Origin of the sequence: Salinimicrobium soli (genome assembly GCF_048323655.1) — a bacterium.
GTDB classification, from domain to species: Bacteria; Bacteroidota; Bacteroidia; order Flavobacteriales; family Flavobacteriaceae; genus Salinimicrobium; species Salinimicrobium soli.
Map to the genome: position 1 here is coordinate 510,530 of NZ_JBLUWW010000001.1, position 13,950 is coordinate 524,479.

The 13,950-nt window shown below is 40.9% G+C and carries 12 protein-coding genes; 9 read left to right on the plus strand and 3 right to left on the minus strand.

Going from position 1 to position 13,950, the window contains the following annotated elements:
* Positions 1-27: 27 nt before the first annotated feature.
* From ACNORC_RS02420 to ACNORC_RS02440, 5 genes are all read left to right on the plus strand, one after another.
* On the plus strand, positions 28-3,276 hold the full coding sequence (locus tag ACNORC_RS02420) for a hypothetical protein (protein ID WP_418333994.1): 3,249 nt from the start codon (positions 28-30) through the stop codon (positions 3,274-3,276).
* On the plus strand, positions 3,269-3,688 hold the full coding sequence (gene ybeY, locus ACNORC_RS02425; protein ID WP_418334625.1) for an rRNA maturation RNase YbeY: 420 nt from the start codon (positions 3,269-3,271) through the stop codon (positions 3,686-3,688). Before ACNORC_RS02420 ends, ybeY begins: the two co-directional genes overlap by 8 nt.
* A 10-nt stretch (positions 3,689-3,698) precedes the next feature.
* The gene (mnmG, locus tag ACNORC_RS02430; RefSeq protein ID WP_418333995.1) at positions 3,699-5,570 is read left to right on the plus strand and encodes a tRNA uridine-5-carboxymethylaminomethyl(34) synthesis enzyme MnmG; all 1,872 of its coding nucleotides are present in this window, start codon (positions 3,699-3,701) and stop codon (positions 5,568-5,570) included.
* Between the two features lie 52 nt (positions 5,571-5,622).
* Positions 5,623-6,477 carry a class I SAM-dependent methyltransferase gene (locus tag ACNORC_RS02435; protein WP_418333996.1) on the plus strand — a complete coding sequence of 285 codons (855 nt, stop codon included), beginning with the start codon at positions 5,623-5,625 and terminating at the stop codon, positions 6,475-6,477.
* Positions 6,478-6,706: 229 nt separating this feature from the next.
* Positions 6,707-7,231, plus strand: coding sequence for an OmpH/Skp family outer membrane protein (locus ACNORC_RS02440; protein WP_418333997.1), 525 nt, complete (start codon positions 6,707-6,709; stop codon positions 7,229-7,231).
* 47 nt (positions 7,232-7,278) lie between these two features.
* On the opposite strand, the gene ACNORC_RS02445 is transcribed toward ACNORC_RS02440, so the two are convergent.
* Complete coding sequence (locus ACNORC_RS02445) at positions 7,279-7,677, minus strand: DoxX family protein (protein ID WP_418333998.1); 399 nt, start codon at positions 7,675-7,677, stop codon at positions 7,279-7,281.
* 6 nt (positions 7,678-7,683) lie between these two features.
* The gene (locus ACNORC_RS02450; RefSeq protein ID WP_418333999.1) at positions 7,684-8,832 is read right to left on the minus strand and encodes a DNA polymerase III subunit; all 1,149 of its coding nucleotides are present in this window, start codon (positions 8,830-8,832) and stop codon (positions 7,684-7,686) included.
* Between the two features lie 69 nt (positions 8,833-8,901).
* Between ACNORC_RS02450 and ACNORC_RS02455 the strand changes: the two genes are divergently transcribed.
* From ACNORC_RS02455 to ACNORC_RS02465, 3 genes are read left to right on the plus strand one after another with little or no spacing between them, the layout of a single operon-like run.
* Complete coding sequence (locus ACNORC_RS02455; protein ID WP_418334000.1) at positions 8,902-10,086, plus strand: phosphoglycerate kinase; 1,185 nt, start codon at positions 8,902-8,904, stop codon at positions 10,084-10,086.
* 48 nt (positions 10,087-10,134) lie between these two features.
* The gene (locus tag ACNORC_RS02460; protein ID WP_418334001.1) at positions 10,135-11,718 is read left to right on the plus strand and encodes a lytic transglycosylase domain-containing protein; all 1,584 of its coding nucleotides are present in this window, start codon (positions 10,135-10,137) and stop codon (positions 11,716-11,718) included.
* A gap of 20 nt (positions 11,719-11,738) precedes the next feature.
* A complete protein-coding gene (locus ACNORC_RS02465) occupies positions 11,739-12,713 on the plus strand; it encodes a DUF4837 family protein (protein WP_418334002.1) in 975 nt (324 codons plus the stop codon).
* A gap of 56 nt (positions 12,714-12,769) precedes the next feature.
* Here the strand turns inward: ACNORC_RS02465 and ACNORC_RS02470 are convergent, their stop codons facing one another.
* The gene (locus tag ACNORC_RS02470; RefSeq protein WP_418334003.1) at positions 12,770-12,967 is read right to left on the minus strand and encodes a Sec-independent protein translocase subunit TatA/TatB; all 198 of its coding nucleotides are present in this window, start codon (positions 12,965-12,967) and stop codon (positions 12,770-12,772) included.
* A gap of 113 nt (positions 12,968-13,080) precedes the next feature.
* Here ACNORC_RS02470 and ACNORC_RS02475 point away from each other — a divergent pair, with 113 nt between their 5' ends.
* Entirely contained in the window at positions 13,081-13,950 is an 870-nt protein-coding gene (locus tag ACNORC_RS02475) for a M23 family metallopeptidase (RefSeq protein WP_418334004.1), read from the plus strand.

Here is a 13,950-nt window from a genome sequence, read left to right on the forward strand (position 1 = left end):
TTTTAAATGAAGGGAAAAAGGCGGGGTATGGAAAATTTTGAAATTCTAAGAGAAAAACTGGAGGCCTTTATCAAAAGGTTCTATATAAATGAACTGCTCAAGGGCCTCATCTTTTTTGTGGCTATAGGCCTGCTGTATTTTCTACTCACGCTTTTTATTGAGTACCTGTTATGGCTTAATCCCACGGGGAGAGCAATTCTTTTCTGGAGTTTTGTGGCTGTAGAAATATTTCTCTTCGGAAGGTTTATTGTATTTCCGTTGCTTAAACTCTTTCGCATCGCCAGGGGAATAGATCATCACCGTGCTTCTCTTATCATCGGGAAACATTTTCCGGAGGTGAATGATAAACTTCTGAATGTCATCCAATTGCATGAAAATTCGAAGCAAACAGAACTGTTACTGGCGGGTATTGACCAGAAGGCGCGTGAATTAAGACCGGTGCCTTTTTCGCTGGCAGTAGATTTCAGGAAGAATGTACCATATCTCAAATATGCAGCTATTCCGATTGTGATCATATTACTGATCTTTCTCTTCGGAAGAACCGACATTTTCTCAAGCAGCTATGAAAGGATGGTACATTATAAGACTGCTTATGAGCCACCGGCTCCTTTCCAGTTTCAGCTTGAAAATGAAGATCTGAATGTACTGGAAAATGAATCCCTTAACATTCAGGTGTTGACTGAAGGAAATGTAATTCCTGAAAATGCTTCCATTCATTATGAGGGTCAGAGCTATTTTATGACAGAAGTAAGTCCGGGGGTTTTTAGATACACATTTGAACAGTTGAACAAACCATTTCAATTTTATCTTTCTGCCAATAAGGTTGTTTCCAAACCTTATCACGTGGCCGTTAAAAAGGTGCCTCACCTGCTGAATTTTGGAATGAATTTACAATTTCCGAAGCATACCAAACTTGGTGAAAAGGAAATAGAAGGGACAGGAAATGTGACCGTTCCTGAAGGTACTTTGATAACCTGGAATTTAAACACCAGGAATACTGAAAGAGTGGAAATGTTGCTGCCCGATACTACTATGGTTTTTACTGAAGAAGGTGATGACTTTAAAATCAGCAAACAATTCTTGCGGTCTGCAGATTACCGAATACATACTTCGAATCGGGAAGTTCCGGAATTCGAAAAACTTTCTTATTCAGTAAAAATTGTGAGAGATGAATATCCCCAGTTAAATCTCGAACAAAGAAGAGACAGCCTTTTGGACGCTGAATATTTCCGTGGGCAGGTCACAGATGACTATGGAATTTCCCTTATCAGAATGGTGGTATATCCCGTTAATTCCCCTGAAGATAAATTGATCCAAAATATCAGTTCCGGAAAAGGTAGTGTGGAAGAGTTTATTACAACCTTCCCGGGCACTCTTGAACTGGATAGAGGGAAGGAATTTGAGTTCTATTTTGAGGTTTTTGACAATGACGTGATCAATGGCTACAAAAGCGTAAGAAGCAAGGTGTTCAGCTTCCGCAGAAATACCGTAGAGGAAGATAAGCAGGAGCAATTGGAGCAACAGAAAGACGCTATTGAAGGGATCAACAATTCCCTCGAAAAATTGGAGGATTCCAATAAGGAGTTGGAAGAATTGGAAAGATTACCCCGGGAAAAGGATCAATTGAACTACAATGATCGAAAAAGGTTGGAAGATTTTCTGAAGCGACAAAAGCAGCAGAATGAAATAATGAAGTCTTATACCGAAAAATTAAAGCAAAGCCTTGAAAAAGAGGAGAGTACGTATAAAGAAGAACTAAAAAAAGATCTTGAAGAACGGCTTGAAAGAAAGGAAAAGGAACTACAGGAAAATGAAGAATTGCTGGAGGAACTTCAAAAATATTCCGAAAAGATTGAGGAAGAGGGACTTAAGGAGAAATTGGAAAAACTTTCTAAAGATGCCCGTTCCAGAGAACGGAGTCTTGAGCAATTGCTGGAATTGACCAAACGGTATTATGTACAGGAAAAAGCTCAAAAGCTGGCGAATGAGCTTGAACAATTAGGAGAAGAGCAGGAGAAATTGGCGGAGGAGGAGCGAGAAAATGAGGCAGCAGAACAGGACTCGCTAAATCAGAAAACCAACGAAACCCTGGAACAGCTAAAAGAGCTTGAGAAGGAAAACAAGGGATTGAAAGATCCTGTTGATCTCAATTACGACCAGAATCTTGAGGAAGAAATAAAAGAGGATCAGGAGAAGGCGGGAGAAAATCTTCAAAAGGGAGATCAGAAAAAGGCGGGTCAGGAACAAAAGAAGGCCGGTCAAAAAATGAAAAAGCTTGGAGGACAAATGAAAAAACAAATGCAGGCAGGCGAGATGCAGCAAATGCAGGAAGATGTTTCTATGCTGCGCCAGATCCTTGACAACCTTATCACTTTCTCCTTTGAGCAAGAGGAGACCATGGAGGGGTTTAAAAAGTTAGGAATGAATGCCAATTTCCCTGGAAAACTTCGGCGGCAGAATGATCTAAGGGAAAACTTCAGCCATATTGACGATAGTCTTTATTCTCTTGCTCTAAGAAATCCTATGATCACCGACAATATTATAACGAAGATATCTGACGTTGATTATAACCTTGATCAATCTCTGGACCGGTTATCACAAAATCAGGTCAGGCAGGGGATAGGTAGTCAACAATATGTGGTCACAGGCGCGAATGACCTGGCGTATTTTTTAAGCAGTGTCCTGAACAGCATGGAGCAGATGATGTCTGCGGCTGCTTCCGGAGGTAGTGGTCAGGGGATGCAGCTTCCTGATATTATTCAGAAGCAGGGGGAGCTCAATGAAAAAATGGAGGAAGGAATGAAAAAGAACGGCAAGGGGGAAGGTGAAAAGAATAGTGAAGGTGAAGATGGAGAATCGGAAGAGGGTATGGGGGAATTGTTTAAGATTTTTCAGGAACAACAATTACTTCGGAAGGCGCTTCAGGAAAAGTTGAATGAAGAAGGAAAGGAAGGAGACGGAGGAAACCTGCAGAAAGAAATGGAACAAATAGAGAAGGAGATCCTGGAAAAGGGATTTAACCCGGCAACCCTGGAGAGGATGAAAAAACTGGAACACAAATTGCTCGATCTTGAGGACGCAATTAAGGAGCAGGGGGAACGTCCTGAAAAAGAATCCAAAACCAATAAGGAGGTGTTTCAGAATGAGGCTACTAAGGAAATTATCAGGGCCAAAGAATTTTTTAATACCACTGAAATTTTAAACAGACAAAGCTTACCTTTGCGCCAAATTTACAGACTTAAAGTAAAAGAATATTTTGAACGAGGAGATAATTAATTTTTATTCTGAAAATGATTTTCAATTAACTGAAGAAACAGCTTATTCCTCCTGGATTAAAAGGGTTGTTGCTTCAGAAGAAAGGAAATTGGGAGAGGTAAATTATATCTTCTGTGATGATGAATACCTTCTCAAGATCAATCAGCAGTATCTGGATCACGACACTTATACAGATATTATAAGCTTCGATAATAGCCTTGGCAATATTCTTGGTGGGGATATTTTTATCAGCACCCAAAGAGTTAAAGAAAACGCAGACGAATATAAAGTTCCTTTTGAAGAGGAATTGCGGCGGGTGATGGCACACGGTGTTTTGCACTTTTGCGGATACAAGGATAAGACCGGTGAACAGAAGGAGCAAATGCGAGCTAAAGAAGATGAGAAGATGAAAATGTTCCACGTGGAACAATAGAGGAAAATTTATGTTTGAAAAGAGATATGATGTTATTGTAGTAGGCGCGGGTCACGCTGGTAGCGAGGCTGCTGCTGCAGCCGCTAATATGGGTTGCTCAACGCTGCTTATTACAATGAATCTTCAAAATATTGCTCAAATGAGTTGTAACCCTGCGATGGGCGGAATTGCCAAAGGCCAGATCGTACGGGAAATTGATGCACTTGGCGGGTATAGCGGACTGGTTAGCGATACGAGTGCTATACAGTTCAAAATGCTGAATAAATCCAAAGGACCCGCTATGTGGAGTCCGAGGGTGCAGAGTGATAGAATGATGTTCGCCGAGCACTGGAGATTGAGACTTGAGAACACCCCTAATCTTGATTTTTATCAGGAGATGGTTTCCGGGTTGATCATTGAAAAAGATAAAGTAGTTGGAGTGCGAACTTCTCTCGGAATTGAAGTTAAGGCAAAGTCTGTAATTCTTACCAATGGAACTTTTTTGAATGGATTGATCCATATTGGCGATAAACAATTTGGTGGAGGTAGAGCTGGAGAAAGAGCTGCAACCGGAATAACTGAAGAGCTGGTTCAACTTGGATTTGAGTCCGGAAGAATGAAAACAGGAACACCGCCGCGTGTGGATGGAAGGTCTTTGGATTATTCAAAAATGATAGAACAACCGGGAGATGAAGTTCCTTCAAAGTTCTCTTATTTGGATGATACCAAACCTTTAAAAAAACAGAGGTCCTGTTATATGAGCTACACCTCTCCTGAGGTTCACGAACTTTTAAAGGAGGGTTTTGATCGTTCCCCAATGTTCAACGGAAGGATCAAAAGTATTGGTCCTAGATATTGTCCTTCTATCGAAGATAAGATCAATCGTTTTGCAGATAAAGACCGCCACCAGTTATTTATTGAACCCGAAGGTTGGAATACCGTAGAAATGTATATCAATGGATTTTCTACATCGCTCCCCGAAGATGTTCAATTTAGAGCACTGCGTTCGGTTGCAGGTTTTGAAAATGTCAAATTTTTTAGACCGGGTTATGCTATAGAATATGACTATTTCCCACCCACACAGTTGAAGCATACCCTGGAAACAAAACTCGTAGAAGGACTTTATTTTGCCGGACAAATAAACGGGACTACCGGATATGAAGAAGCGGGATCTCAGGGATTGATGGCAGGTATAAATGCTGCACTAAAAGTTCAGGAAAAAGATGAGTTTATTCTGAAAAGAAGTGAAGCTTATATCGGAGTTCTAATCGATGACCTTATAACAAAAGGAACAGAAGAACCATACAGGATGTTTACCTCGAGAGCGGAATACCGAACTCTTTTACGTCAGGATAATGCCGATTTCAGATTGACCAGAAAGTCTTATGACATAGGTTTGGCTTCTGAAAGAAGGTTGCGAAAGATGGAAGAAAAACAGGAAAAAGCGCATCGCTTTGTTGACTTTTTGAAAGAGACGAGCGTGGTTCCTGAAGAAGCTAATCCGGTTTTGGAAGAAAATAATTCTTCTCCAATGAAGCAAAGCGACAAGATCTTTAAGATCTTTTCCCGACCAAATATCTCTATGGATGATGTTCGAAACTTTAGTGGTGTAAATGAATTTATTCAGGAGAATGAGCTGGGAGAAGAGGAGTTGGAACAAACCGAAATTCAGGTGAAATATTCCGGGTATATAGAAAAGGAAAAGAATAATGCCGATAAACTGAACCGTTTAGAAGGGATTAGAATTCCATCTAATTTTGATTATTCGAGCATTAAATCCATGTCCTTTGAAGCGCGGGAAAAATTGAATAAAGTAAAACCAACCTCCGTTTCTCAGGCATCCAGGATCAGCGGCGTTAGTCCTAATGATATTTCTGTTTTGCTGGTTTACATGGGGCGATAATGAATTAGTTCCACGTGGAACAATCACTTTTTAAAATCCATTTTTTCAACGAATGACCGAGTTTAATTTTTCTGATCATCCTCATCTCACCTGTAAGGACCACACTGTAAGTGGAGAAAAATTTGAACTCTGGAAAGACGAAAATCTGGATCTGTTGGTCACTTTTCCGCGCCCCGCTCTCGATAAATTACCAGAGTACTACAAGAGCGAAAAATATATTTCACATACCGATTCCCAGGAGACTTTTTTTGAGAAAGTATATCAACAGGTGAAAAAATATATGCTCCGGAAAAAACTTTCCTGGATCGAAAAGGAATTTTCGACTCCCGGAAAACTTTTAGATATAGGAGCAGGCACCGGGGATTTTTTAGCCGAAGCTGAAAAGGCAGGTTGGAAAATTTCGGGGGTAGAACCGAATCTATCGGCCAGAGAACTGGCATCGAAAAAAGGTATTTCTTTGAATGAAAATTCAGAAGAGTTTCCCTCTGCTTCGTTTGATTTTATTACCATGTGGCATGTACTCGAACACGTTCCGGATCTCGATACCCAAATCAGAGAATTGGATCGACTTTTAAAACCGGGGGGAATTCTCCTTATTGCCGTTCCGAATTTCCGAAGTAAAGATGCGGAGCTGTATAAAGAAAATTGGGCAGCTTATGATGTGCCCCGACATCTTTTTCATTTTTCCCGAAAGGCAATTGAAAAAATATTTTCGAATCACTCTTTTAAAAAGACTAAAGAAAAGGGATTGCCCTTTGATGCATTTTATGTGAGTCTGCTTTCGGAAAAAATAAAAACTCAAAACGGGAATCCTATAAAAGGACTTTTTAACGGTCTGCGTTCAAACTTACATGCCGCCTATACAGGTGAGTATTCTTCGATCACCTATTTCTTCAAAAAATCCTAAAAAACGCATTTTAAAGCGATTTTAAGGCTTTTTCAGACTTTCCCGAGGCAATTCCTTTTCTTGTTTTCAAATCGAGCCCCTAGATCTTCTATTAAAGCTGTTTTTGATAAGCAAAAACAATGATGTTGTTTTTTCGGATTAAAAAAGCAAATAGTTCGGAAATTTCCACTTTTAGGCCACTAATTGAATTCCTTTCTTACTTTTGTGCCAAATCAAAAAAATTCGAACAATGAAAAAAATGATCATGTTGTTTGCACTGGGAACAATTTTCGTTTCCTGTAATAATGATAAAACTGCTTATGTAGACACCACCCGTTTGATCCAGGAATATTCAGAAATGAAAGATGTGGAAGCAAAATTCACGACCAGATCTGAACAGCTGAAAAAAGAATTGGATTCTGTGGCCAGAGGTTTTCAACAGGAAGTTTTAGAATTCCGGGAAAATGAGGCAACCATGTCTCAGGCAGAAAAAGAGGCGGCGCAGACAGAATTGATGCAGAAACAACAAATGCTTCAGCAGCAACAACAAATGAGAAGCGGGCAACTAAGACAGGAAAGTGATGAGGTTATTGATTCTTTGATCACTAAGGTGAAGGATTTCGTGAAGGCCTACGGAGAGGAAAATGATTATACATACATTTTTGGTTCCAACGAGACTGCCAACATAATGTATGCTAAGGAAGGTTTAGATATTACTGAGGAAGTTTTGGAAGAATTGAACGCAGGTGTGAAGGAAGAAACTTCTGCAGAGTAAGCTGAAAAAGAATAAAACTAATAGGGTTCCAATTTGGAACCCTTTTTTTATGCGGTGAGGAGAAAAATTCCGAAGATGACTATTATGAAATACCCAGTCAGAGTAAAGGCTCCGGCGTAGTCTTTCGCTACCCGCTGTCCAAAGAGTAGCATAATAAGAGTGATCCCCGCCAGGGTTAACGACCACAACGCGAGATCTGGACTGTTGTTGACCAACAAGGTGTAAAAACCTATGATCCCGAGTATTCCTACTATAACCTCCAGAAGAAGTATAGTTGCCACAAGTAAGGGCACCATACCTCCCAAAAATGTCTTTCCGAAATGCTCTTTTAGCCACCCCACATTTCCACTCCAGTCAGTAAGTTTATCCACGCCTGATTGCAGAAAAGTAACAATGGTGAAAAGAAGGATCAGGAAAACTGGTATGTTAATGATTAGATTGTCCATCAAAATTTAATTTTTATGTAATAATCGGGTTAGTTTGATTGAAAGGTCGGTAAGGATTATCTTAGCGTTACCGTTGCGTTCTATGTGGTAAATGGCATCTTCGAGCTCCTTTGTAATTGCCATGATATTATTTCCGCTTACAAAAGGCGCAAAATTGCTCAGCTTGAATCCTTTCGTTTGTGGTTCCATGAACACAAGATCTTTAGCTTTATAATTCTCAAGTAGAGCCTGTCGAAAAAAGTCCATACAGAAAAGAAGGAATTTTTTCTGCGATTCCCTTCCGGTAGCTGCAATGCTCTCGCTCCAGGAGATAAGATCAGCAATTGCAGATTTGTTTCCCTTGGCCTTGAAGGCATTTCTTACCCAGGTTATGAACCATTCTTCAAACTGCTCGTCTCCTGCATTTTCTTCAAGAATATGGAGTGCATTTGTAAAATTTCCATTAGCTCTGTGAGCTATGGTAAGGGCTTTAGCCTGTTCACATTGTTTCAAATTCACCAGGCCTTCTGCGATGACAACTTCATTAAGAGGTGGAAAATGAAGTGTCTGGCAACGTGAACGGATAGTTTGGATGATACTTTCTTCTTCCTCTGCTATCAACAGGAAAAGGGTTTTGTTGGGGGGTTCTTCAATAAGCTTCAGAAGCTTATTGGCACAGGCAGTATTCATTTTTTCTGCCATCCAAATGATCATTACCTTGTAACCGCCTTCATAGGATTTTAGAGACAAAGATTTGACAATCTCCTGAGCCTCGTGTACCCCCATCTGGCCCTGTTTATTCTCAATTCCCAGTTTTTGGTACCAGTCATAGAGGCTTCCGTAGGGATTTTCCTGCACAAACTGCCGCCATTCTTCCATAAAATTAGAAGAAACCGGGTTCTTTTTGATTTTTTCGTTATTCGCAACGGGAAATGCAAAGTGAAGGTCGGGGTGTGACAAATGATTCATTTTCACGTTACAACTTTCATTGCCCGAATTGTTTTCCCCGCCCATATTCTTGCATAGAACGTATTGAGCATAAGCGATTGCCATTGGAAGGGTGCCGCTACCCGAAGGACCAACAAAAAGTTGAGCATGTGGAATCCTGCCTTTTTGAGCCGTTGTGGTCAAATGGGTCTTTATGTGGGGAAGGCCTAAAACTTCAGAAAATAGCATAAGCAAAGATAAAATTTCTCTGCACTTTTATATCTTAGGGGAATATTTTATTTGTTTAAAACAAGCACTATGAAAACCATAAATGACTACAATTTTCAAAATAAAAAAGCATTAATTAGGGTGGATTTTAACGTTCCGCTAAATGATGATCTTGAAGTAGGAGATACGAGCCGTATCGAAGCTGCCAAACCAACAATTGAAAAGATCCTGAATGATGGCGGTAGCGCGATCCTGATGTCGCACCTCGGAAGACCTAAAGGTGTGGAACAGCAATATTCCCTTGAGAATATCGTGGGAGCGGTTTCTGATGTTCTGGGTGTGAAGGTGAAGTTTGTTCCCGCCTGTGTGGGAGAAGTAGCCGAAGAAGCAGCAGATGAACTACAGCCAGGAGAGGTGTTACTTCTTGAAAACCTTCGATTCCATCCCGAAGAAGAAAAAGGAGATGCCGATTTTGCTAAAGAACTAGCTTCCCTTGGCGACATCTATGTGAATGATGCCTTTGGAACTGCACACCGTGCCCATGCTTCCACCACTATTGTAGCCCGCTACTTCGATAAAAAATGCTTCGGATTTTTGCTGGCCAAGGAAATAGAGAGTCTCGAGAAAGTTCTCAAATCTTCCAAAAAGCCGGTTACTGCGGTACTCGGTGGAGCTAAGGTTTCAACCAAGATCACCGTTATTGAAAATATTCTCGATAAGATCGATCACCTGATCATCGGAGGTGGAATGACCTATACTTTCATTAAAGTTCAAGGCGGAAATATTGGAAGTTCCCTCGTTGAAGACGACAAACAGGATCTTGCTTTGAAGATCCTGAAAATTGCTAAAGAAAAAGGAGTGCAGGTGCACCTGCCTGTTGATTCTGTAATTGCAGATAGTTTTTCTGAGCTGGCAAATACTGAAATAGTAGCTGTAGACCAGATTCCTGATGGATGGATGGGTCTAGATATTGGTCCGGATACTGTTAAGAACTATGGACAGGTTTTGGAAAATTCAGCAACCATCTTATGGAACGGCCCAATGGGGGTCTTTGAAATGGAGCCTTTTGCAAAAGGGACCATAGCTATTGGAGAGTATATCGCCAAGGCAACCAGTAATGGTGCATTTTCCCTGGTAGGTGGAGGAGACTCCGTCGCTGCGGTAAAGCAATTCAATATGGAAGACAAGATGAGCTATGTTTCCACAGGAGGAGGAGCTATGCTGGAAATGCTTGAAGGTAAGAGTCTTCCGGGAATTGAAGGGATGAAAAACTAAAGAGGTACGATAATTGAAGGAGTACTGCCAAATGTAGAAATTGAATTTATGAGGAGAATAATGTTGCCTTTTTTGATGCTGCTGATCTCAGTGGCAACTCATGCCCAGGAAAAGACAGAAACGAAAAAAAAGGATTCGCAGGAGAAGAAAACAGGAGATACCATAAAACTTCCTGAACAGGACTTTTTTATGCTTCTGGATAATGACGACGTTGAATTTGCCAACAATGTTCCCATTCATAAGATTGTAAAGGATTCGGCAGTTTTTGCTCTTTTTGATGATCCCGGTGCAGCAGCTATAGATTCCCTGTGGCAGAATGAACTCTTTCAATCCAGCCTGTATAGCAGCTTACGGGATTCCCTTCTGAATTTAGAGTACAACGAGGTGGTTTATAACGAATTACCTACCGATACTCTTAAGATGAGACTCGAAAAGTTGAATGCAAAGACACCTTTTAATGTCGAGTATAACCCGCTTCTTGAAAATGTCATAAAATCCTACTTAAAAAGGAACAAGAAATCTCTCGAGAGATTAATGGCATTAAGCACTTACTATTTTCCCATTTTTGAACAGAAACTAGATAAGTATAATATCCCGCTGGAGGTTAAGTATTTGGCAATTGTTGAATCGGCGCTAAATCCACGGGCCCGCTCAAGAGTGGGCGCTACAGGGCTTTGGCAGTTCATGTTTGCGACAGGAAAGATGCATGGGCTCAACGTGAGTTCTTATGTGGATGAACGTATGGATCCTGTACGGTCTACCGAAGCCGCTGCGGAATATCTCTCAACTCTCTACCGTGTTTTTGAGGATTGGGATCTCGTTCTGGCTTCTTACAATTCAGGCCCCGGAAATGTTTCCAAAGCCATCAGAAGGAGTGGAGGCTCTAAGAATTACTGGAACCTTCGTCCATATCTACCAAGAGAAACAGCGGGTTATGTACCGGCTTTTCTAGCAACAATGTACATTTTTGAGTATGCTGAAGAACACGGCTTCCAACCTCCGCATCCGCAAACCACCTTTTTTGAGACTGATACGATCCAGACCAGAAGAATGCTTTCTTTTGACCAGATTTCAGAAGTGACAGGCGTTCAGAAAGAGATGCTGCAGTTTTTGAATCCGAGTTATAAGCTGGATATCATCCCTTACATAGAGGAGGAAAAGTACAGCGTGCGTCTACCCAGAGCCCAGGCCGGATTCTTTGTCAACAACGAGGAAGCTATCTATCAGTATGCCGAAGCCCAGTTAGAAGAAAGAGAAAAGCCACTTCCGCAACTTGTGGAGTCCGAAAGCAGAATTCGCTACAGGGTTAGAAGTGGTGATTACCTAGGAAGAATTGCAGAGCGATATGGAGTGGGCGTAAGTCAGATAAAACGCTGGAACAATTTAAGAAGCAATAACCTCCGAGTAGGCCAACGGCTCACGATTTATCCCCGAAAACCTGTTGCGACAGCACAGACCTCTTCAGGAAAAAGTTCATCTTCTCCGAAATTCTATACCGTTAAAAGAGGTGATTCTTTATGGAGTATCTCGAAAAAATTCCCCGGAGTTACAGTACAGCAGATCAAGAGTCTGAACAACATGAATAGCAATAGTCTTAAACCAGGAATGAAACTTAAACTCTCTGAAGGCTAGACCTTCGAAATTAACCTTTTATGAAAAAAATAGCAGCGTTACTTATTGGAATTTTTATGGTCACAGCTTGTGAAGATGTGAAAGACAGTCAGGTTATATTATCTGATTCCTCCGGAAACATCAATAACCTTTCGGTGATTATTCCTAATGATATGTGGAACGGTGAAGTAGGGGAAGAGATACGAAAAATATTGGCAGCACCGGTTGACGGATTGCCACAGGAGGAGCCTTTGTTCTCCATAAATCAAATGCCGCCCGAAGCTTTTTCCAGTTTCGTGCGTAAGAACCGCATCTTTCTGAAAGTAGAAGAAGGAAAGGAAGCATCAGTTAAGTTGGCATCGGATGCTTATGCGAGGCCACAAACGGGAATATTTGTGACCGGACAGAACAGTGAAGAGATCATTGAACAACTTCAGAAGAATGCCTCAAAGATCATAGATACCTTAAAGGCTACTGAGATCAAGGAGAAGCAACGCCGGATCAGTAAATCTTTGAAGGATGCTTCCAAACTTGAAAAGAATCTCGGGGTATCCATGAAATTTCCTTCAGCATACCGCTATGCAAAAGAACAGGATGATTTTTTCTGGATAAGAAAAGATATTCCTAACGGAAGTATGGAGATCCTTGTGTATGAAGTTCCGCTGAGCACCATTCAAAAAGATACCAACGTGATAGGAAATATTATCGCAATGCGTGATTCTATTGGGAAAGCTAATATTCCGGGACCGATTGACGGAAGTTACATGATTACAGAGGAAGCTTATGCACCCTATCTTTTCAATTCTGAAATTGACGGGAAATTCGCTTATGAAACTAAAGGAACCTGGGAAGTCAAAAATGCTTTTATGGCAGGGCCTTTTTTAAACTATGCTGTAGTGGATAAGGAGAATGATCGTATCCTGGTGCTGGAAGGTTTCACTTTTGCCCCTTCTGCACGAAAGCGGGATAATATGATGGAACTGGAAGCCATTCTGAAATCGGCACAGATCAAGTAAAAAATAAAAACCCAACTCGTAAAAGTTGGGTTTTTTAATATGTTTTGTTTACCTGGTTAAGAGCTTTTCTTGTCTTCTTCAGGTTTTGTCGCAGGCTCATCATCTCGTGAAGCATCTTTAAATTCTTTAATTCCGCTTCCCAAACCTCTCATTAATTCCGGAATTTTTCTTCCACCAAACAACAACAACACAACCACAACAATGAAAATTATTTGTGGTGTTCCGATAACCCAGGGTAAAATAACTGCGTTCATAATTACAAATTTAATGCTGCAAAGTTAACAATAAAACTTTAAAACCATGGTTTCTGTTAGCAGAAAAGCAGTTTAAAATAAGTTTATTATATCTTTGCCCAAGGCCTTTAAACATGAGTGACAATACCGAACATAAAAGAAATTTTGCGCAAAAGCTTCTGCATAAGTACAGGCTTGTGATCTTGAATGAAGACACTTTTGAAGAAAAAGTCTCTTTTCGCCTCACCCGTCTGAACGTTTTTGTTGTGGTCACCCTTTCTGCCATATTGTTAATTGCGGGAACCACTGTTCTTATTGCCTTTACCGGGCTTCGGGAATATATCCCCGGCTATTCATCGACCGAATTAAAACAAAAGGCAGTGGACCTGGCTTACAAGACAGATTCATTGCAGACCATCGTAGAACTTAATAACCAGTACCTGAATTCAGTTAAAAGAGTGCTTTCAGGTGACATAAAATCAACCGACTTTAACAGGGATTCTCTTCTGGAAAGTCAGCGATTGAATCCGGAAGATGTGGATCTGCTCCCATCCAGAGAAGATTCGCTTTTGCGGGAAATGGTAGTACAGGAGGATAAATACAATTTCCTCGAAACTGCTATTTCTAAAGCCAATTACGCACTTTTTCCGCCAATAAAAGGACCTCTTTCTGAAGGATACAATATCAAGGAAAAGCATTACGGGGTAGATATAGTTGCTTCACAAAATGCCCCGATAAAATCTGTGGCTGACGGCACTGTTCTTTTTTCCGGATGGACCTCAGAGACAGGAAATGTTATCATCATCGAGCACAGTTATGGACTTTTGTCCATATACAAGCACAACGCCTCCTTAACCAAGGAACAGGGAGAGCGGGTTCAAAAAGGCGAAGTAATAGCCACAGCAGGTTCTACAGGCGAGTTTTCTACAGGACCTCACCTGCATTTTGAATTGTGGAGTGAAGGACGCGCCGTAAATCCTGTTGATTTCATCGATTTTCAATAA